Annotated in this window: 13 protein-coding genes; 1 reads left to right on the top strand and 12 read right to left on the bottom strand. The window is 70.1% G+C overall.

What is annotated here, in order from left to right; all coding sequences use genetic code 11:
• Nucleotides 1-4: 4 nt before the first annotated feature.
• From ACFYYR_RS10955 to ACFYYR_RS10945, 3 genes are all read right to left on the bottom strand, one after another.
• Complete coding sequence (locus ACFYYR_RS10955) at nt 5-7,009, bottom strand: RHS repeat-associated core domain-containing protein (RefSeq protein WP_388849806.1); 7,005 nt, start codon at nt 7,007-7,009, stop codon at nt 5-7.
• Nucleotides 7,010-7,198: 189 nt separating this feature from the next.
• Nucleotides 7,199-10,849 (bottom strand): LamG domain-containing protein, encoded by a 3,651-nt coding sequence (locus ACFYYR_RS10950; RefSeq protein ID WP_388849803.1) that lies wholly within the window; start codon nt 10,847-10,849, stop codon nt 7,199-7,201.
• 59 nt (nt 10,850-10,908) lie between these two features.
• Nucleotides 10,909-12,441 carry a VCBS repeat-containing protein gene (locus ACFYYR_RS10945; RefSeq protein ID WP_388849800.1) on the bottom strand — a complete coding sequence of 511 codons (1,533 nt, stop codon included), beginning with the start codon at nt 12,439-12,441 and terminating at the stop codon, nt 10,909-10,911.
• Nucleotides 12,442-12,726: 285 nt separating this feature from the next.
• Between ACFYYR_RS10945 and ACFYYR_RS10940 the strand changes: the two genes are divergently transcribed.
• Nucleotides 12,727-14,814 (top strand): glycosyltransferase family 2 protein, encoded by a 2,088-nt coding sequence (locus tag ACFYYR_RS10940; RefSeq protein ID WP_388849797.1) that lies wholly within the window; start codon nt 12,727-12,729, stop codon nt 14,812-14,814.
• Nucleotides 14,815-14,944: 130 nt separating this feature from the next.
• Here the strand turns inward: ACFYYR_RS10940 and truA are convergent, their stop codons facing one another.
• The 9 genes from truA to map all read right to left on the bottom strand — a co-directional run bounded on the left by truA (nt 14,945) and on the right by map (nt 20,844).
• Nucleotides 14,945-15,847, bottom strand: a complete 903-nt coding sequence (gene truA, locus ACFYYR_RS10935; RefSeq protein WP_388849794.1) for a tRNA pseudouridine(38-40) synthase TruA — start codon at nt 15,845-15,847, stop codon at nt 14,945-14,947.
• Between the two features lie 88 nt (nt 15,848-15,935).
• The gene (gene rplQ / locus ACFYYR_RS10930; RefSeq protein ID WP_388849791.1) at nt 15,936-16,448 is read right to left on the bottom strand and encodes a 50S ribosomal protein L17; all 513 of its coding nucleotides are present in this window, start codon (nt 16,446-16,448) and stop codon (nt 15,936-15,938) included.
• A 172-nt stretch (nt 16,449-16,620) separates the two neighbouring features.
• Nucleotides 16,621-17,643: a DNA-directed RNA polymerase subunit alpha gene (locus ACFYYR_RS10925; protein WP_010473911.1), complete on the bottom strand. Its 1,023-nt coding sequence runs from the start codon at nt 17,641-17,643 to the stop codon at nt 16,621-16,623.
• 130 nt (nt 17,644-17,773) lie between these two features.
• Entirely contained in the window at nt 17,774-18,400 is a 627-nt protein-coding gene (rpsD, locus tag ACFYYR_RS10920; RefSeq protein WP_388849788.1) for a 30S ribosomal protein S4, read from the bottom strand.
• Nucleotides 18,401-18,423: 23 nt separating this feature from the next.
• Nucleotides 18,424-18,828: a 30S ribosomal protein S11 gene (rpsK, locus tag ACFYYR_RS10915; protein ID WP_009715860.1), complete on the bottom strand. Its 405-nt coding sequence runs from the start codon at nt 18,826-18,828 to the stop codon at nt 18,424-18,426.
• Between the two features lie 66 nt (nt 18,829-18,894).
• The gene (gene rpsM / locus ACFYYR_RS10910; RefSeq protein ID WP_388849783.1) at nt 18,895-19,275 is read right to left on the bottom strand and encodes a 30S ribosomal protein S13; all 381 of its coding nucleotides are present in this window, start codon (nt 19,273-19,275) and stop codon (nt 18,895-18,897) included.
• Nucleotides 19,276-19,472: 197 nt separating this feature from the next.
• A complete protein-coding gene (rpmJ, locus tag ACFYYR_RS10905; protein WP_003956441.1) occupies nt 19,473-19,586 on the bottom strand; it encodes a 50S ribosomal protein L36 in 114 nt (37 codons plus the stop codon).
• Nucleotides 19,587-19,645: 59 nt separating this feature from the next.
• Nucleotides 19,646-19,867: a translation initiation factor IF-1 gene (gene infA, locus ACFYYR_RS10900; protein ID WP_003956442.1), complete on the bottom strand. Its 222-nt coding sequence runs from the start codon at nt 19,865-19,867 to the stop codon at nt 19,646-19,648.
• 140 nt (nt 19,868-20,007) lie between these two features.
• A complete protein-coding gene (map, locus tag ACFYYR_RS10895) occupies nt 20,008-20,844 on the bottom strand; it encodes a type I methionyl aminopeptidase (RefSeq protein WP_388849780.1) in 837 nt (278 codons plus the stop codon).
• Nucleotides 20,845-20,942: the final 98 nt, after the last annotated feature.

Genomic DNA, 20,942 nt, shown 5'->3' with positions numbered 1-20,942 from the left:
TGCCCTATTTATCGAAGAGTCTCAGCACGTCAGAATCGAACACCGTCCCCGCACCCTTGAATCCACCACGCCCAAACTGGCCTTCACATGAAACACAGATGTTGATGGAGGCCCCGGTACGAGGGCGCACAGCCGAAGTGAACACGATCTTTGAGGGATCTCCCCCCAACTGATTCACAACACACACTTCTGCACAGACACCCTTACTCGAAGCACCAGCAGCGTACTGCCCAGTCTCCTTGTTATACCCAGCTGTGACGGTCGCTGGACGCTTCCTGTTCGAGAGTCCGGCCATTTTGCCAGCGTATTCATCTCGCAGGCCTTCTGCCTGCGACATCAGCTCATCTTGACCGAGGCCTGCGCCCTCCCTCGGCCCTGTTCCACAATTGTGAACGAGAACCGGAGCCCCGCCCGCCAGCACATGGTACGTATGAATCCCACTGATCGTGAGGTCATGCGTCCGGCGCCGCTCCTCGAAGTGGCGGACGCCCTCGACCGTGACGCGGTCGCCCTTCGGGGTGCGGAGGGTCATGCCGGGCTCGAGGTCGCCCGCCTTGATCCAGCGCTTCTCGGATGTCACCCAGAACGGGTGGGTGGTCGTGGATATCAGCGCCGCGGTCTTCTTGCCGGCCTTGACCGGCTCACCGGCGGCCTTGCCTTCGTCACCGGCCTTCCCGTCGATACCGGCCTTGGCCGGGCCGTCGGCCGCGCCCTTCTCCGTCGAGATCGTCAGGTCGACGAAGTGCTTGTCGTCCTTGGTGACGATGGTGCCGACGACCTCGCGGGTCGTGGTCTCGCCCGTTTCGGGGTCGGTGACGGTGACCTTGTCGCCGAGTTCGACGTCCTCGATCGGCTTGGTGCTGCCGTCCGACAGCAGCACCTTGGTGCCTGGCAGGAAGCTATGGCACTTGGTCGGCTCCTTGCCCTTCGCGACCATGGATTTCGCCTTGGCCCGGGCGGCGGCGAGTGTGTCCTTCGCCTTGTCGAGTGACTTGGACGCCTGCCACATGTCCTTGGCGCCGCCGACGAGGTCGCCGAGCAGGCCCCAGACGCGTTTGGTGAGTCTGGCTCCCTTCGCCCAGTTCCAGGGCATGCCGTATTTGGAAAGGATCTTGCCGGCGAGTCCGCCGGCGAAGCTGCCCGCGACATTCAGCAGGGTCTCGCCGCAGGAGCCCAGGTCTCCGGTGGAGACGCAGTCCATCGCGGCGTCGACGCCCAGAATGTCTCTGGCGATCTTGACGAGGGATTTCGCGGCCTGCACGACGCGGTGCTTCGCCGTTCCGAGGTTGCGCTGTGCGGAGTAGACCTGGTGCTGCGCCTGGTGGACGACCCAGTCCTGATGGCCGCCACCCCCGCCGCCACCGCCACCGCCGTGACCACCACCACCGCCACCGCCGCCTCCGCCCCCGCAGGAGGAGAAGATCGGGTTGCACGGGCCGCAGCTGAGCTGGATGCCCGTCGCGCACGGCAGCAGGCCGCTGGGGTCGGACAGCGTGACGGGAGAGTTGTTGGCGTACCCGTAGCCGTTCATCTGCTGCGGACTGAAGAAGTCGATGACCGGGTCGACCGAGATGAACTTGCCCAGACCCGGGTCGTATTCGCGCGCCCCCATATGGGTCAGGCCGGTCTGCGCGTCGATCGTGGCGCCGACGAAGCCCTTCTCACCGGGCCATTCACCCGCGGGCTTGCCGCGCTCCACGCCGTACGGGTCGAAGCGGCGCTGGGAGACCGCACCGGTTTCGGCGTCGACGGCCAGTTCGCCGGTGCCGTGGTGGTCGGAGGCGAGGAAGGAGAGGTCTCCCTTGTCGGTGCGGATCGCCACCGTCCGGCCGGCGAACGTGTAGTAGCGGGTGGCCTGGATCTTCTCCCCGCCCTTGGGCAGGCTGAGTTCCATGCCCGGCAGGTAGACCGTGGTGGCGGCCGCGTCCCGCCGGATGACCCGGTTGCCCTCGGCGTCGTAGAGGTAGGTCGCCTCCTTGCCGTCCGCCTCCTTCGTCTTCGCGAGGTCGCCCTCGGCGTTCCATTCCAGGGTCTGGGCGTTGCCGCCGACCGTGCGCTTCTCGGTGTTGCCCGCGGGGTCGTAGCCGTAGGAGGACTGCCGGTCACCGGTCGGGGTGTTCTCCACGACCTTGGTGACCGCGTGCGGACCGGCCTTGTTCTCGCCGTACGTGAAGGAGCGGGTCACGTCCTTGGCCTTGTCGAGGCCGGTGTCGTGGACGGTCTCCTTGGTCCGGTTGCCGATCGCGTCGACGGTGTACGACTTCCAGTACGCCGCCGGGCCGCCCAGCGGCTTCTCCCCCGGAGAAGCCCCGCAGCTCTTCGGGGAGGAACCGTTCTGCTGTCCGCCGACCGTGCCCGATCCGGCCGCGCCCGCCCCGTCCGACTGCGGCGTCCACGCCTCGGACAGCCGCTGCGCGGAGTCGTAGGCGAAGCACTGCACATCGGGCGTGGTGCTCGCCGTGTCGGCGATCGACAGGACGTTGCCGGCCTGGTCGTAGGAGTAGAAGGACTGCTTGGCCGGTCCCGTGACACCCGAGATGTCCACGGTCGAGCGCGTCAGTCGGTCCGTCCCCTTCTCGTACTCGAAGGTCTGCCAGACCTTCTTGCCGCTGCCGGTGGACAGTTCGAGCTGCTGGACCAGGCTGGTGGGGCTGTAGACGGTGTGCGAGACGTACGGCTTATCGCCCTGCATGCCCGTCGGACGCTGGAGTGCGTCGTAGGTGAAGACGACGGCCTCCGACCCGAGTCCGCCCGCCGCGGGCATCCCCAGGCCCTGCACGGTGCCGTCGCGGTTGTACGTGGTGCTGAAGGTGTAGACGCCCGCGAGCGCCCCTTCGGACTTCGGCACCTGGTAGGCGGTCTTGACCGGACGGTAGTACTCGTCCACCGCCTGCGTGACCGACAGGAAGTACTCGGTGTCGCTGGTGTAGCGCAGCGAGGCGTAGGCGTGGCCCAGCCGGCCGGCTCGGTCGTAGCGGGTCTCGGTGAGTCTGGTGCCGGTCTTCGGCTCGCCCTCCCAGGTCGATACCGGGCGGCTCAGCTCGTCGTAGACCGTGGAGATCCGCTTGCCGCGGCTGTCGGTGGCCGAGACCGGCCGGTCCAGTGCGTCGTACTCGGTGGTCGACGTGCCGGTGTCCGGGTCGACGCTCTTGGTCTTCCGCCCGAGCTGGTCGTACTCGTAACGCCAGACGTTCTTCTTGGCGTCGGTGACCGTCTTGAGCTGCCCCGCCCGGGTGTAGGTGTACTCGGTGGAGTCGTAGCCGTTGCCCGGTCCGCCGGCGCCTTCCGGGGTGGGGCCCGCGCCCTGGTGGTGACGGACTTCGGTGGTGCGGCCGGCCGCGTCGGTGAGGGTGGTCGTGGGGATGCCGCCGGCCGGCGGGTCGACGCGGGTGCGGTCGCCCTCGTACACCGTCGTGGTCCGCCACTGTTCCTGGCCCGCGACCCGCGAGATCTCCGCGGTGGTGCGGCCCAGGCCGTCGTACTCGTAGAGGGTCTGCGCGCCGACCTCACCGTTGGCGACGGTCAGGAGCTTCGGCGACGGGGCACCCGCCGCGTTGTAGGTGGAGTTGGTCTTCTTGATCTTGCCGGTGCCGTCGTGGAAGGTGTCGGCCACCATCCGGGTGCCGCGCGGCCCCTCGGTCTGCTTCTGCCGCGGGCGGAGCAGGCTGTCGTAGAGCTGGTACTCGACGCCGAAGGAGCCGCTGATCTCGGCCTTCTCGGTCTTGACGGCGATGATGTCGTCACGGCTGACGGAGTAGGAGTACCTGATGCTCGGGGACTCCGACTTGGGGCGGTCCGGCATCCACACCGAGGTCAGCCGGCCGAGTGCGTCGTAGCCGAGGTCGGTGCGCCGGCCGTTGGGGTCGGTCTGTCCCGCGGACTGGCCCCAGGCCGGGGCGTAGTCGGTGGTGGTGGCGTGACCGAGGGCGTTGGTCACCTTCGTCCTGGTCAGCAGGCCGTTGGTCTCGGTGTAGTCGGTCGAGGTCGCGTTCTCCGCGGCGTCCTTCTGCCGGGTGGGGCGGCCGAAGGCGTCGTACGTGGTGGTCCCGGTGACCTGGTAGCGCGCGGTGTCCCCCTGGTACGAGGTCAGCCGCTCGGTCCTGGTCGCCAGCCCCCTGGCCGGAGCCTCGTCGAACTTCCCGTCGTCGTAGAAGGTGCGCTCGTCGGCGGTCACCTGGGTCCCGCGGTCGGGCGTCTTCGAGCAGTCGACGCTCACCGCCTCGCTGCGGGAGGGCAGTTCGTAGAGGTTGCTGCCGGGGTTGTCCGCGTACCAGAGGCGGGTGCAGGTCTGGTCGTCGTCCTTCGCCAGGTCTCCGTCGTCGTCCGTCCTCAGCAGCCGGCCGGTGTCGGTGTCGGTGTCGTAGGTGGACTCGGACCTCGTGGTGCGCCAGCGGCCGTCGGCCAGGGCCGTGTAGCCGCGGGTCACCTTCGGTTTGACGATGCTCGCCCGGGTGGTGGCCCAGCTCCTGGTCTCGGTCGCGGTGACGTGCTTCCAGGGCTCGTTGACGACCTTGGAGACGACCTTGCCCCGGTCATAGGTCGCGGCTTCCAGCTCGAAGCCGTTGTACTCCTCGGAGTCGGTGTACTCCTTGCCGGTCGAGTCGGAGACCTTCTCCGAGCGGGTGCCCCCGCCGGGCTTCTTGTCCCCGTCCATGCCCTGGAGGTAGGTGTAGTCGACCCGGGTGGGCTTGGTCTCGCCGTCACCACCGGTGACCTTGACCTTGCCGTAGCCCTGCCACTGCCCCCAGGTCAGGTACTTCTCGTCGGTGATGCCGTCCGGGTCGGGGTGCCGCCAGGCCGCGTCGCCCTGGTAGTCGTACTCCGTGACCAGGTCGTCCCCGCCACCGGTGCGGTCGGTCTCGATGGTCTCGGCGACGACGTACTTGTGGAACCAGTCGGTGATCGGCTCGATGTGGCCGGGCGGCGCCCAGCGCACCGGGTAGCACCGCTTGGTCGACTCCCCCGGCTTCGGAAGGGCGCCCGCGGTGCACTCGGTCGGCGCGTAGTTGATGTCGAGTTGCGAGCCGGTCTCGCTGAGCACCGTGCCCAGCCGGTAGCGGTGGAAGGGGGCGATGTTGTCGCCGTTCCGGTCCACCCGGTTGACGAGCTGGGTGCCCTGCAGCTCCACCGAGGGCATCTTGACGCTGCCGCTCCCGGCCTTGCCCTCGTGATCGATGGCGGCGAGCCACAGGGTCTTGGAGTCGTCACCGTTGTCGGTGAAGCGATGGGTGAGCGTCCAGGCGTCGACATCCGTGTAGGTGTCGGTGCCGGTGCGCATCTGGGTGGTGATGCCGGTGAGCCGCTTCGTCGTCCAGAAGGAGGGGACGGACTGGCCGGCCGTGCACTTGGTGTCGGCCTTGCACTCCAGGTCGACCGGGGTGTCCGGCCAGTGCGCGGCGTTGGCCTTGGTCCGCTTGCCCGGGGCGCAGTCGAAACCGCTCGTGGGCAGACACCGCTCCGCCACGGTGAAGGAGACCCGCGCGGGGGCCTTCGCCTCGTAGACCTTGGTGTCCCGCTGGCCGTAGTCGATGCGCTTGAGGTAGCCCCCGCGCTCGTAGGCGGTGCCCTTGGCGTCCGTCTTGCCGTTCAGGGCGTAGTGGTTGGTCTCGGCCCCGTAGAAGTAGGACATCACATTGCCGTGGGTGTCCTTGACGTAGTCGAGGTTCCACCGCCACGCCTGCTTGCAGTGCGCGCTGCTGAAGGCGGCCTTGTAGCAGGGTTCCTTGGCGTCGTCGCCGAAGACCGGGGCCGTCCAGGCCGAATCGGTCTCCTCCTTGCCGGCGCTCCAGCCCGGCAGGCGGTTCAGGCCGAAGAAGTACTGGGTGCCGTCGGTCGTGGTGACCTTCCAGTGCTCACCGTCGTCGTCACCGTTGGTGGCTCCCGTCAGCCGCTGGACCTTGGCTCCGCTCTCGCCCGCCAGGTGCCAGTCGTCACCGTCGTCGTCCTTGACCAGGCGGGTGGCGCTGCCGTTGAGCAGGATGGTGGCGTTGTCGTACGCCCAGCACTGCTCGGCGGAGTCCTTGTGGCCGTCCTCGGAGCACGGCTTGTACGCCCGCTCGATGTAGCCCGGCTCGAAGCTGAACCCCTCGCCCAGCCACGATCCCTGGTTGTTGGTGACCGCGGTACGCCCGTCGACGGACTGCGAGGAGTAGCCGAGCCCGATCGACGGCGTCAGACCGCCCGGGGTCGGAACCGTGCGGACGGGATAGTTCCAGGAGAAGCCGCCCGAGGCGTTGGACACGCTCCAGCTCGCGGAGGGAGCCAGCGGAGTGGCCTTGTAGCTGCCCTGCGACGACGAGGTGCCGGCGGCGAGGGCGACCAGCGGTCCCTTGGAGGCGGTGCCGGCGGACTTCCCCGGGGCTGCCGGAGCGGCCGTGACCTCCGCGGTCACGGTGCGGCGCGAGGCGTCGTTCACCGTGTCGAGCGGCACCGGCAGTCCGGGGCAGCTCTTGCTGCCCGGGAGGGCCACCGCCGCGCAGGCGGGGAGCTGCACCAGGTGGAGCCGCGCCCCGTAGCTGCCGCCGTAGCCCTCGGCGAAGGCCGAGTAGTCGACGGTGAGCGCGACCTTGCCCGGCCGGCCGGCCCGGTCGGTGCGCTGTACGCGCAGCAGTGCGGCGCTGCCGAGCGCACGGGCCCGCCGGGTGTCCAGGTTCGTGACCCGGACCGCGGCGGGCCGCCGTGCAGCGCCTGCCTTCTGCCGGCCGGACGCGGCGGCCTCGGCGACCGAGACGGGCAGTCCACCCGCGGTCACCTTCGCCCGCTTGCCCGGCTTTCCGCTGCTCGGGTGGACGGGGGCCTCCACGCTCCCGGACTTCGGCCAGGCGGCCGTGTCCAGTCGGGTGACGGCGGCCTTCCGCGTCGGGTCGGACGGCCGTGGGAGGGCCTTCGCGTCCCTGCCCCGGGCAGGGTCGGCCGACCGGGCCACGCCGGGACGCCCGGGCCCGGACTTCTGCTCGGCCGGAACGGCCTCGGCCATGCCACCGACCAGGGCCAGGTTGAGTCCCAGCACGATGGCGCCTATGGCGCGTCTGGTTAAGCGGCTGTTGAGTGAACGGCCACACATGGGCTTCACGGGTGCTTCTTTCCGCAGGTTCCGAAGACGGAGATTCAGAGGATTCGATGGATGGGCCACCGAGAGCACCGGCACGGGTCCGGCGCTCTCGGGCCGGGGGCGCGTCCGCCCCGGGAACTGTCCGCTCTAGAGGTCGGGCACGGCTTCCCGCTGCGCCATGCGGGCCACCGCCGCCGGGTCGGCCGCGCCGGAGTAGACCCGCACCTCGTCGAGCGCACCGGCGAAGTGGTCCCGGCCGCCGCCCTGGGCGGAACGGCCGACCTGCAGCCCTCCGTTCGCGGCCCAGAGGGTGGTGTCGGCGGCACTCGCGGACGTGGCGAGCTGCCCCTCCACGTAGAGGCGGAGCCGATTGGCGAACGCGTCGTAGACGACGGCGAGATGCTGGCCCGCCCCGCCGGTGTCCGGGAGCTCCCGGTCATCGGTCACCGATGTGACCTTGGCGCCGGCCTTGTTCTCCCGCGCCACCACCAGCTGCCAGCGTCCGGACGGTGCGTCGTAGCGCACCGCGACCCGGTCCGCCGCGCTGCCCGGCAGGGAGAACACCGTCTGCGACTTCTCGGCGTCCAGCGAGGTCAGCTGGGCCCGGGCCGTGATGGTGAAACTGCTGGTCCCGCTGACCGGGGGCGTCGCCGTGGCAGCCCAGTCACCCGCGCCGTCGAGCGTCAGGTGCCCCGCGCCGACGAGAGGAGGCTCGGCCAGCGGGTCCGACGACCGGTACACCGTGGCGTCGCCGCCCAGCGTCAGCGGCTGTCCGCCCTGCTGGACGTCGGCGGACGTGCCGTTCGCCGCGCTGTCCAGCGGCCAGTAGCCCTTGCGCTGGGGCTTCACCGTCATCTGCTCGGCGACCTGCTCCGGGGACAGCACGCGGTCGAAGGCCCGGACCTCGGCCAGATCCCCCTGGAACGGATCACGGTAGCCGGAGGACGCCGTCGCCCGGCCGATCTGCAGGTCGCCGCGCGCCTTCCAGACGGAGCGGCGCTTGGCGGTGCCCTGCACCTGCTGGTTGACGTGGATCCGCATCTCCGGACCGCCCGCGGCGTGGGCGTCGTACACGCCGGTGAGCAGCACCCACTGGTCCTTGACCGGGACGACTCCTGCCTTCGCCTGCCAGGAACCCAGCGAACTCACGTCGCCGACCGGCGCCGAGAACGCCCAGGACTTGAGGCCAGCGTCGTACCCGAGGGTGAAACCGGGCTCCCCGGTTCCGTTCTGGCTGACCACCGCCATGTCGTGGTCCAGGGCGGTGGGCCGGACCCAGGCGCTGACGCTGAAGCTCGCGTCGCTGTCGAGAACCCCCGCCTCGGTGTCGAGGTAGCCGTTCTCGCTTCCGTCGAACCGTGCGGCGAAGTCCGCCGTCCCACCGGGTCCGGGCACGCCGAACTCGACGCCCGGCCCCGCCGCCGCGGGATGGTCCAGCGTCTCGTCGTGAGCGGTCCCGGACCCGCGCTCGTCCGCGAGGTTCCACTGGCCCGCGACCGGGCGCCCCTCGGTGACGAGGAACCAGTGGTGCGAGGAGCTGCTGGAGTGCTTCGCGCGGTCGTACGCCTCGACGGTCAGCGTGTGCCGGCCCGGCTTCATCGGAGTCCAGCTCACCGTGGCCGGTCCGCCCATCGGCTTCGCGGGCACCGGCTTCATCGGCTCCTTGTCGAAGCTGTAGCGGTACTCCGTGACGTCCTTGTCGTCGATGGAGTCGTCGGTGTTGGGAGCGAAGGTGAAGCTGCCGACCGTGCCGACGCCGTCGTGCCACTTGCCGTCATCGGGATAGGCCTTCGAGACGACCCCGGGAGCTCCGGGGACGGTCGCGTCGTAGATGAACTCGCAGCGCTGGGCGCCACCGTCGTAGCTCCACGGTCCCCACTGGGCGCGGTCGTAGGCGCGGGCGCTCCAGTAGATCACCGAGCCCGGTTTGAGATCACTGATGACGGACTTCTTGACGGTGTGGTCGAAACTGGTCCCCTCGTTGGGCGCTTTGAATTTCGTCTGCTCCGTATAGGACGCGGAACTGCCGTTCCTGCGCGTCCAGTCGACCTTGAACTCCACCTGCACCTGCTCCGTGCGGTAGGAGGTGTGGTCCGGGTCCCGGGCCTGGGTACGGAGCTTCGGGCGCTCGTCGGTGAACGGCCGTCCGTTCCCCCAGGTGCACTCCTTGCCGGGGTTGGACGACATCCAGTCGACGTCGATCCTCTTCGGCGGATTGTTGTACTTGACCGACAGGTGAGCCTTCCCGCAGATGCGCTTCCACCCGCCGAAGGTGTCCTCGTTGGTGGCCCGCAGCCCGAGCGACATCGAGGACCAGTCGTCGTCGGCCGCGGTCTGCAACTCCTTGACGAGCTCCCCGCCCTCGAAGTGCAGATTCGGCTGGGCCCCGCAGGACGTCGGCTGGATCTTCCGGTCGACGGTCAGAAGCCGGTCGTTCCAGTCGTCCTTGGTATTGGACCAGTTGCTCTTCGCGGTGACGGTGTAGTTCTTCCCGCCGATCCGGTAGAGACTGATCGGCTCCGCCCTGGCGTCGGCGTGGTAGACGTGCTCCACCCGTGCCGAGAAGCTCGCGCTGAGGATGCTCTTGCCCCGGTAGAACGACGTCGGCAGGGTGTAGAGCAACCGCCGTACGCCCACACCGTTGCAGGAGACCGGGTTGTAGTCCGTCGGGCACTTGCCCGCTCCCGCGCTCCCCTTGTACTTCCAGTCCTGTTCCGTCGGCATGCCGGACATGACGCCGGTCCAGGCCGTACGGGAGGTGGTCCGCTGGACCGGGTCGATGACCACGGGGAAGACGGTGTCCTCGCCGGTGAGCAGCGCACGGTCCGGGGTGAGGCTGAGCCGGTCCCCGGTCACCTCGACGTCGACGGGGGCGGTGCGGCCGCCGGCCCCCGGGCCGTCGACGGACGGGTCCACGGCCGGGCGGGAGACCGAAGCCGGGCGCGCGGCCCGGGCGGCCGGAGCCCTCGACGGCGCCTTGCCGGGACCGGCCGAGGACGACGGGCCGCCCTGTTGTGCGGTGTCCGCGGAATCCCACATCACAGGCTCGGCGCCCTCGAACACCGTGCCGCCGACCTCGGCGTCCACCGCGCGCAGGGAGCCGTCCGCGGTCTCCTCCACGGTCAGCCCCTGGGTCCGCAGCCCGAACTCGATCTTCTTCAGCTCGGGGTTCCGGGCCGCTTCCGGTGTCTTCACGACCAGCAGGTGTGCCAGACCGTCCACCTCGGCGCGGGTCACGAGATCCACCCCGGGCAGGACCTCGGGGTAGGTCGCGGAGCTGCCCTCCACCTTCGGTGCGGGCAGTTTGCCGGCCCGCCAGGTCAGGGCGTACTCGCGCCCCGCCTTCCGCATCCGCACAAACGGTTCTTCACCGCCGTTCGAGAAGCGCAGGTCGACGGTGGCCGCCTTCGGTCCCCAACTCCCGTCCGCGCGCCTGACCAGGGCGTCGTCCACGGGGACCCACCGTCCGTCGCGGACGGTGCGCACCGGCTCGGTGTACTCGTACGCGGTGAACGAACCGTCCGGGTTGGCCAGCACCTCCCGCCGCTCCTGGCGGAGCGCGGCGACCTCGACGGGGCTCCCGCCGGCCTCGGCCGCCACCTGCGCCTGTTCCTCCGTCTGCTGCACCTTGGCGTAGCGGCCGGACGGTGTCTTCGCGGGCGCTGCGGAGGCAGCCCCCGCGGGCACCGGTGTGCCGGTGTCCGGAAGTCCGGTGCTGCCGGCCGCCAGCAGCGCCGTCAGCACCCCCACCATGGTCGCGGTGCGGCGCACGCTGCGCCGTGGTCGATTGCCCTTCACGTCCCCGCCCCCGGGTTCCCCCGGCTCGTCCGTCCTGTCGTCCCCACGTCCGCCGGAGGTCACCGGACCACCGCCCCGAAGGCCCGTCCTCCGGCGGGCAGTCCGCCCTCGCCCGGCTTCCAGGCGGTCACGGTCCCGGCTGTGCCGGCCAGGACGTCCGGCCATCGCAGGCCGTACACCCCCCGGTCGGCCGGTGCACCGTGCGGAATCCCCACATAGAGCTGCGAGGAAGTGGCCCAGAGGCTCGTCCCGAGGTACTCCCGCGGGCCCGGTGTTCCCGGCAGCCCGGCGTCGCCCTTGCCCACGGCGGCGTCACCGTCGCCGGGTGCTCCCACCAGCGGGAAGAGCTGCACCGAGCCGGAGTCGACGGCCTCCTCGACGTCCTCGCCGGGAACCCCCACGGCCAGCAGGACCGTGCTCGCCGTGCCGACGGAGCCGGGAGCGGTGTTGACGGCGGCCAGTTGACGGCCGAAGTAGTCCCCGTCCTCGCCGACGCCCGTGACGCCCGCTTCGGTCTGGCTGATGTCCGCCGTCTGCTTCGCCGTGCCGGAGGCCGTGACGTCCAGGACGACGGCCCGGCCGGTGTCGGTACCGGTCGTGCTGTCCTCGCCGGGCGCCCCCACGGCGAGCAGCGAATGGGTCGCCGACGCGGCACCCGACGGCCGGTAGGGAACCAGGGCCAGGGCCGAGCCGAACTGGTCCCCGGTCTCCGCGGACCCGCTGATGCCCGAGGTCTGGTCGAAGTCGGCCAGGGGTACCGGGATCCCGTCGGCGCTCAGCCGGTGCCCGAGCACCCAGGCCGCGCCGGAGAACGTCCGGTCCTCGATGGCCTCGCCCGGGCCGCCCACCGCGATGTGCTCGGGTGACGCGGCGACCGCGGTGCCGAACCGGTCGTCCGTCTCCGCCACCCCTGCGACACCGGGGCTCTCCTCGTGGATGCTGACGTTGACGCTGCCGCGCAGATAGTGCACGGTGCCGGCGTCCTGGGTGGAGTCGAGGTCCTCCCCCGGCACGCCGATGACCAGATACGGGTCTCCGGAGGTGGTGGCCCCGGCCGCCAGCGCGTAGCCGAACCAATCCCGCGCCTCCGCGGCGGACGTGGCGATGTCGCCCTTGCCCGCCCCCTGGAACAGCTCCCGCACGGCGGGACCGGTCCCCAGCCCGCCCGGCGCGCCGTAGATCACCTGGACCATGCCCGCTTCGGCTTCCTCCCCGAGGGATTCGTACGGCACCCCGACGGCCAGGTCGCTGCACCCGTCCTTGTTCTCGTCGAGAACGGCGAGGGCGTGGCCGTAGCGGTCACCGGTCTCCGCGTCCCCCGGCATCCCGGCGGCGTCCTGGGAGATCTCCGCGACGCCCTTGCCGCCGCCGTAGGCAATCCGGACCAGCCCCGCCTCCGCATGCCCCGCGACCGTCGCCTCCGGGTCCGCGATCGCGATGTCACGCGTCCCGTCGCCGTTGAAGTCCACCGGTGTGCCGGCCGTGCACCCCGCGGCCGCCGCCGGCGGCGCGAGCGCGCCGGCCGGTGCGGACACCAGCAGGAGTGCCGTGGCCGCCCCGGCGGACAGCCACCTCCCGCACGATTCCCCCATCACTGCTTATGCCCCCTCATGGCCCCAAGTCAGGTGAATATTCACCCGCTTACGTGCCAGTAACAAGAGGAGATGTCCGACAAAGACGGACAGCAGTCGTCACAGATCCATCACAAGATGCCCGGGATGTAAAGGAATTGGACGCCAACTGAGCTGCGCGCAGCGGGAGATACGTACGATCGTTCGGAAGGCTCCGCCGCCCGGTGGCCCGCTGCCGAACCGAGACAGCACCTGCTGCGGGCCCGTCCCCGCGGAGCTCCCGCTGCCTGAACGGAGTGCGCTCCCTTGCCCGTCCCCGACGTCAGCATCATCATCGGCGCCTACAACGCCATGCCCTATCTCACCCAGTGCGTGACGTCGGTGGTCGAGCAGTCCATCGGGCACGACCGCATGGAGATCATCGCGGTGGACGACGGCTCGACCGACGGCACCGGCGCGGAACTCGACCGGCTCGCCGCGGAACACCCCGGTCTCATCAGGGTCGTTCACCAGGAGAACTCCGGTGGCCCGTCGGCGCCCCGCAACCTGGCACTCGATCAGTACGCGCGCGGCCGCTACGTCTTCTTCCTCGACGCCGACGACTACCTCGGCACCGAGGCCCTGGAACGGCTCGTCGAGGCCGCCGAGACCAACGGCACCGACGTGGTCCTCGGCCGCATGGTCGGGGTCGGGGGCCGCCGCGCGCCCAGCACCATGTTCCACCGCAACCAGCCGCGCACCGACGTCTTCGCCTCACGCGTGTACTGGACGCTCAACCCGATGAAGCTCTTCCGGCGCGACCTGCTGGAACGCCACGGGCTCCGCTTCCCCACCGAGTACAAGATCGGCGAGGACGTCTACTTCACGGCCCTCGCCTATCTGCACGCCTCCGGCATCTCCGTGGTCGCCGACTACGACTGCCTGTACTGGGTCGCCCGGGCCGACGGCGGCAACATCACCGTCACCCACCACGACACCGACATGCGGATCCGCTCCCTGGACACCATGGTCGACCTGCTCGACGAGCACGTCCCCCCGGGCCCCGGCCGCGACCACCTGCTGCACCGTCACCTCACCGTGGAACTGCGCGACGCCGTGCTGCACATCCACCACGAGCCCCGGCGCGACGACCAGGAGAAGGCGCTCACCCGGCTCCGGGACGTCCTCGGCCGCTGCTACCACCCGGAGCTCGCGGCCCGGCTGCCCGCTCTCGCCCGGCTCCGCTGCCACCTCGTGGAACACGGCATGCTCGACGAGCTGCTGGAGCTGGTGGAGTTCGAGATGGCCCAGGGCAGCACCAGCTACGGCATCACCGTCCGGGAGCGCACGGCCGGCACCAGCGCCCCCGGGGTCCTGGTCGAGCAGGGCCGCGTCCTCGCCCGCTACCCGTTCTTCCGGGACCCCGAGCGCGCCGTGCCCGACGCCTGCTACGACATCACCGACGAGGCCAAGGCGCGCCACCGGGTCGAGGCCGCCGTCCTCACCGGGAGCGAGCTCCGCCTCACCGGACACGCCCGGCTCCGGCGCGTCCCGACCACCACCGAGGGCCTGCGCACCGAACTGGTCCTCCGCGAGCGCGGCACCGGGGCCGAGCACCGGCTCCCGGCGGAGCGCACCCCGACCCCCGGGCTCGGGGCCGACGAGGACGCCGGAGCGTACGACTACTCCCGGGCCGGCTTCGCCGCGACCGTCGACCTCGCGACCGCCGCGGACGGCACCGCGCTGCCCGACGGCCTGTGGGACCTCCACCTCGCGATATCCGTGGACGGCTTCACCAAGGAGATACGCCTCGGCAGCCGCCGCACCGAGGCCGTCCCGCACCAGCCGGCCACCCACCTCGTGGCCACCGCCGACGGGGCCGCGCCCGTCACGCTCTACTCCACCAAGCCCCACGGGAACCTCACCCTGGACGTCGGGGAGCAGAAACACCAGGTCGCCCCGCTGCTCGGGGCCGGGAACGCCGCCTGGTCGACGGAAGACGGAATCCTCACCGTCTCGGGGACCTGCGAGCTGGCCGGCCTGCCGGAGGGCACGCTCCGGGTACGCCTGACCGAGACCACTGGGACCACCGGCACCACCGAGGAGATCGTCGTCCCGGTACCGGCCCCCGGAGACGATCCGGCCGCGCCGCTGTTCCCCGAGGGCCGGTTCGCGGTTGCCGTACCGCTGACCCGGCTGTCCGCCGGGGACTGGAGCGTCTCGCTGCACCTCGGCACGGGCCCCGGGCGCTCCTGGGAGCTGCCCGTACCGGCCGAGCCGACGCTGCCCGCGGCGCGGTGGCGGCGCGGCATCCTGCCGCGGTACGCCAAGCCCGTCCCGCGGACGGAAACGCTCACCCTCCGTGTCGACCGGGTCAAGCCGCTCAAGGCCCTGCTGGCCCGGCTGGGCCGGTAGCGCCCCGCTCAGCCGAGCCGGACCGGCATCCGGCCCGGCCGACCGGAACCGGGCCCGACCGCAGTCGGCCCCGACCGCAACCGAGCCCGGCGCCACCGGCCCAGCCGAGGCCGGCCCGACGGCTCCCGTCTCAGCAGCAGCCCGCGCCGCCCCCCGCACCCGCCACAGCGCCGGACCCGCCCCCGGCGGGCGCGGTGCCCGGCAGGGAGCGCTTGTTCCGCGCCGCGAGGTTGCGGGCCGCCAGCTGGTCGTCCGGCGGGTAGCCGACCTCTTCCAGGGTCAGCCCGTGCGGCCGGACGACGTTCACCGCCGAGTGCCGCACCCGGCCCGCCAGCACCTCGCCTGGGAAGCCAACCGGCCGGTGCCCGTCGCCGACCAGCAGCAGCGAGCCCACCAGGGCCCGCACCATGTTGTGGCAGAAGGCGTCCGCCCGGACCGTCGCCACCGCGAGCCCGTCCTCGGTCCGCTCCCAGCGCAGGTCGAGCAGGGTGCGGATGGTGGTGGCGCCCTCGCGCTTCTTGCAGTACGCGGCGAAGTCGTGCTCGCCGAGCAGCCGCTCCGCGGCCTCGTTCATCAGGCCGATGTCCAGCGGCCAGTCGTGCCACAGCACGTACCCCCGCCGCAGCGGGTCGACGCCGCCCCGCTGGTCGCCGACCCGGTAGGCGTACCGCCGCCAGATCGCCGAGAACCGGGCATTGAAGCCCGCCGGGGCCTCCTCGACCTTCCACACCCGGACGTCGTGCGGCAGCCGCCCCGCCAGCCGCCGCAGCAGCTTCTCGCGGTGCTCGTCCCACACCTCCTGCGCCAGATCCACATGGGCGACCTGGCCGCGGGCGTGCACCCCCGCGTCGGTACGGCCCGCCACGGTCAGCTCGACCGGCTCGGGCAGCCGCATCACGGTCTGCAGCGCGCTCTCCAGCTCGCCCTGCACCGTGCGCCGCTCCCGCTGGCGTGCCCAGCCGGAGAAGTCCTTCCCGTCGTACGACAGGTCCAGCCGGACCCGGACGAAGCCGGGCTCCACGTCGTCGCTCACACCCACACGTTCCTCTCCACGCCGGACGCCGAACGGGCCCGCCCCCAGAAACTGGGAGCGGGCCCGTCCGTGCAAGCCGTCGGACGGCTCAGGCGTCCTTGGACTCCTCGGCGGCCTCGTCCTTGGCCTCGGCCTCGACGGCCTCGTCCTTCTTGAGGTCCGCGGCGGCCTGGTCACCGGCAGCGTCCTTGGCGGAACGCTTGGTGGCGGCCTCGGCCTCACCGACAGCGGCCTGCTGCACGGTCAGGGCCTCGACCAGCTCGATGACCGCCATCGGGGCGTTGTCGCCACGACGGTTGCCGATCTTGGTGATCCGGGTGTAACCACCCGGCCGGTTCTCGTAACGCGGGCCGATCTCCGTGAACAGGGTGTGGACGACACCCTTGTCGCGGACGGTCTGCAGCACCAGACGGCGGTTGTGAAGGTCACCCTTCTTCGCCTTGGTGATCAGACGCTCGGCCACCGGGCGCAGGCGGCGGGCCTTGGCCTCGGTGGTCGTGATGCGGCCGTGCTCGAACAGCGCGGTGGCGAGGTTCGCCAGCATGAGCCGCTCGTGCGCAGCGCTGCCGCCCAGACGGGCGCCCTTGGCGGGCTTCGGCATGGTGTTTCTCCTCGTTGTCTGCACCGGCCGTATCAGGTACCGGTGTCAGGGTCCGCACGGGCTGCTGCCCGCCGGAAGATCTCGCATCGGGCCCGGTGAGGGCCCGACCCACGCCCCGGCGGGGCCCTGACCTGCGGCTTTCACCGCGGGCCCGGTCCCCGCCGGAGAGGGATCAGTACTGCTCGGTCTCCACGAAACCGGCGTCCGCGTCGTCGTCGGCGCCGAAGGCGTCGGCGGCGGCGGTCGGGTCGAATCCGGGCGGGCTGTCCTTGAGGGCCAGGCCCATGCCGGCCAGCTTCGCCTTGACCTCGTCGATCGACTTCGCACCGAAGTTGCGGATGTCGAGCAGGTCGGCCTCGGAGCGGGCGACGAGCTCACCCACGGAGTGGATGCCCTCACGCTTGAGGCAGTTGTACGAGCGGACCGTGAGCTCGAGCTCCTCGATCGGCAGCGCCAGGTCGGCGGCGAGCGCGGCGTCCGTCGGGGACGGGCCCATGTCGATGCCCTCGGCGTCGATGTTGAGCTCGCGGGCCAGACCGAACAGCTCGACCAGGGTCTTGCCGGCCGACGCCATGGCGTCACGCGGCCGCATGGCCTGCTTGGTCTCGACGTCGACGATCAGCTTGTCGAAGTCGGTGCGCTGCTCGACACGGGTCGCCTCGACCTTGTAGGTGACCTTGAGCACCGGGCTGTAGATGGAGTCGACCGGGATGCGGCCGATCTCCTGGCCCAGCTGCTTGTTCTGCACGGCGGAGACGTAGCCGCGACCGCGCTCGACGGTCAGCTCCATCTCCAGCTTGCCCTTGCCGTTCAGGGTGGCGAGCACCAGGTCGGGGTTGTGCACCTCGACGCCGGCCGGCGGGGCGATGTCCGCAGCGGTGACCAGGCCGGGACCCTGCTTGCGCAGGTACATCACGACCGGCTCGTCGTGCTCCGAGGAGACGACCAGCTGCTTGATGTTGAGGATGAGGTCGGTGACGTCCTCCTTGACGCCCGGCACGGTGGTGAACTCGTGCAGGACCCCGTCGATCCGGATGCTGGTGACAGCGGCACCGGGGATCGAGGAGAGGAGCGTACGACGCAAGGAGTTGCCGAGGGTGTAGCCGAAGCCCGGCTCCAGCGGCTCGATCACGAACCGGGAGCGGTATTCGTCGACGACCTCTTCGGTCAGAGAGGGACGCTGAGCGATCAGCATGAAAGTTGCCTCCAGTCTTCGGCACCCGCTATTTGATGCCGATGCCCCGGGCGGCAGCCCGGAGTCGATACTGCAAGGGTACGGGCGGTACGGCCCGAATGGGTCGTACCGCCCGAACCGCCCGGCCCTACTACTTGGAGTAGAGCTCGACGATCAGCTGCTCCTGCACCTGGGTGTCGATCACCTGGCGTTCGGGCAGCGCATGCACGAGAATGCGCATCTTCGACGGCATGACCTCAAGCCACGCCGGGACGGTGCGCTCCCCGGCCTCCGCACGAGCGACCACGAACGGGGCCATCTCGTGCGAGGACCGGCGGACCTCGATGATGTCGTTCACGGCCACGCGGGCCGACGGAATGTCGGTCTTGCGGCCGTTCACCGTGATGTGACCGTGGCGGACCAGCTGACGGGCGTGGTCGCGGGACTTGGCAAAGCCGGCCCGGTAGACCACGTTGTCGAGGCGGATCTCGAGGATGCGCAGCAGGTTCTCGCCGGTCTTGCCCTGCCTGCGGTTCGCTTCCTCGAAGTAACCACGGAACTGCTTCTCGAGGACACCGTAGATACGAGCGGCCTTCTGCTTCTCACGCTTCTGCAGCAGGTACTCGCTGTCCTTGGTGCGCCCGCGTCCGTGCTCACCCGGGGGGTAAGGACGGATCTCGATCGGGCACTTCGCGCTCTCGCACTTGCTCCCCTTGAGGAAGAGCTTCTGCTTCTCCCGACGGCAACGCTTGCAGTCGGCCCCGGTGTATCGCGCCATTCAGTTGTCTCCTCGAGGGATGATCAGACGCGGCGGCGCTTCGGCGGGCGGCATCCGTTGTGCGGGGTGGGGGTGACGTCCTGGATCGAACCCACCTCGAGGCCGGTGGCCTGGAGGGAGCGGATCGCGGTCTCACGGCCGGAGCCGGGACCCTTCACGAAGACGTCGACCTTGCGCATGCCGTGCTCCTGCGCGCGGCGGGCGGCCGACTCGGCGGCCATCTGCGCGGCGAAGGGGGTGGACTTGCGCGAGCCCTTGAAGCCGACGTGGCCGGCAGAGGCCCAAGAAATCACGTTCCCGGTCGGGTCGGTGATCGAGACGATCGTGTTGTTGAACGTGCTCTTGATGTGAGCGTGCCCGTGGGCGACGTTCTTCTTCTCCTTGCGGCGCACCTTCTTGGCGCCGGCCGTACGGCTCTTCGGAGGCATACTTGGTAACTCCCGTGGAGGTGGTCGGTCCTACAGCTCGGACCGCTGGGCAGCGTCCGGTGAGGACTACTTCTTGCCCGGCTTCTTCTTGCCGGCGATCGCGCGACGCGGGCCCTTGCGGGTGCGGGCGTTGGTGCTCGTGCGCTGACCGTGGACCGGCAGGCCACGGCGGTGACGAAGACCCTGGTAGCAGCCGATCTCGACCTTGCGGCGGATGTCGGCCTGAATCTCGCGACGGAGGTCACCCTCGGTCTTGAAGTTCTGGTCCACGTACTCGCGGATCTTGACCAGGTCCTCTTCGGCCAGGTCGCGAACGCGGGTGTCGGGGTTCACACCAGTGTTCTTCAGGGTCTCCTGAGCACGGGTGCGACCAATGCCGAAGACGTAGGTAAGGGCGACCTCCACGCGCTTTTCGCGCGGAAGATCAACGCCTTCAATGCGTGCCATTGATGTGGCTCCTGATGGCTATGCGGAGGTCTTCCGCAGCACCGCTCCCGGCCGTCGGAACGCCCTCGGGCGCCCGGACGAAAATCCCCGGGTCCCCGGCCTCCGACCGGGGGTGTCCTCCCCACTGCTGAGGAAGGGGTGACTGCGTATGTACGAATGTGCGTCGCGCGAAGAAACTGCGAGGTGCAGGTCGTGCGTCAGCCCTGGCGCTGCTTGTGGCGCAGGTTGTCGCAGATGACCATGACCCGGCCGTGGCGGCGGATCACCTTGCACTTGTCGCAGATCTTCTTGACGCTCGGCTTGACCTTCATGGGATGTGAGGTTCTCCGGGTCAGTGCCGGTCCCCCGCGGACGAGGGCCTCGGCAAGATCTACTTGTAGCGGTAGACGATCCGACCGCGCGTCAGGTCGTAGGGAGAGAGCTCCACGACGACCCGGTCATCCGGGAGGATACGGATGTAGTGCATCCGCATCTTGCCGCTGATGTGCGCGAGGACCTTGTGACCGTTCTGGAGCTCCACCTTGAACATGGCGTTCGGCAGGGACTCGATCACGGTGCCCTCGATCTCGATGGCACCTTGCTTCTTGGCCACGCTTCGCCCTTCGAATCGGCTACCTTGATCGGCCCTCGTCTACGCATGCGGACACACGGATACACGAGAGCCGACGCGTCAGTCTACGCCAGGGCACCCGGAAAGACGAATCGAGGAAGGATGCCCCGTAGCGTAGATCATTAAGCCAGCGGGTCCGGCGCGGTGGTGACGCCGTACTCGGCGAGCTTCGCCTTGCCGCCGTCGACGGCGGTCAGCACCAGCGGGCCCTCCTCGGTCAGCGCGACCGAGTGCTCCCAGTGGCTGCTCCAGCTGCCGTCATCCGTCTTGACCGTCCAGTCGTCCTCCAGGACGTGGGTCCGCGGCGTGCCGAGGCCGACCATCGGCTCGATCGCGATGCAGAAGCCCGGCACCAGCTTGGGGCCCCGGCCGCGGCGCCGCTCGACGTAGTTCAGCAGGTGCGGGTCCATGTGCATCTCGGAGCCGATGCCGTGGCCCCCGTAGTCCTCGATGATCCCGTACTTCCCGGTGGCCGGGCGCGGCTGCCGGCGGATGTAGGTCTCGATGGCCCGGGAGATGTCGACCAGCCGGTTGCCGTTCTTCACCGCGGCGATGCCGGCCCACATGGACTCCTCGGTCACCCGGGAGAGCTCGTGCAGCTCCGGGGCGTGTCCGGTGCCCACGAAGACGGTGAGGGCCGCGTCGCCGTGCCAGCCGTCGACGATGGCGCCGGCGTCGATCGAGAGCAGGTCACCGTCCTTCAGGACGGTGTCGGTGTCCGGGATGCCGTGCACCACGATGTCGTTCACCGAGGTGCAGATGGTGGCGGGGAAGCCGCCGTAGCCGAGGAAGTTCGACTTGGCGCCGTTCTCGGCGAGCACCTTGCGCGCGACGTCGTCCAGGTCCTTGGTGGTGGCGCCCGGCACGGCAGCCGCACGGCACGCGTCGTGGATCTTCGCCACGACCAGCCCCGCCGCCCGCATCTTGGCGATCTGCTCCGGGGTCTTGATCTCCACCATGGGTCTCCTGCTGCCTCTCCGCGGTCACGCCGCCACTGTCGCGGAGGGGAATCGTCTCCGCTGGGTTCCTCGATGAATCGGTTGCCGTCCTTACGGTA

The organism is Streptomyces sp. NPDC001922 (assembly GCF_042891165.1).
Taxonomy (GTDB): Bacteria; Actinomycetota; Actinomycetes; order Streptomycetales; family Streptomycetaceae; genus Streptomyces.
This window is presented reverse-complemented; position numbering and strand designations above follow the sequence as displayed.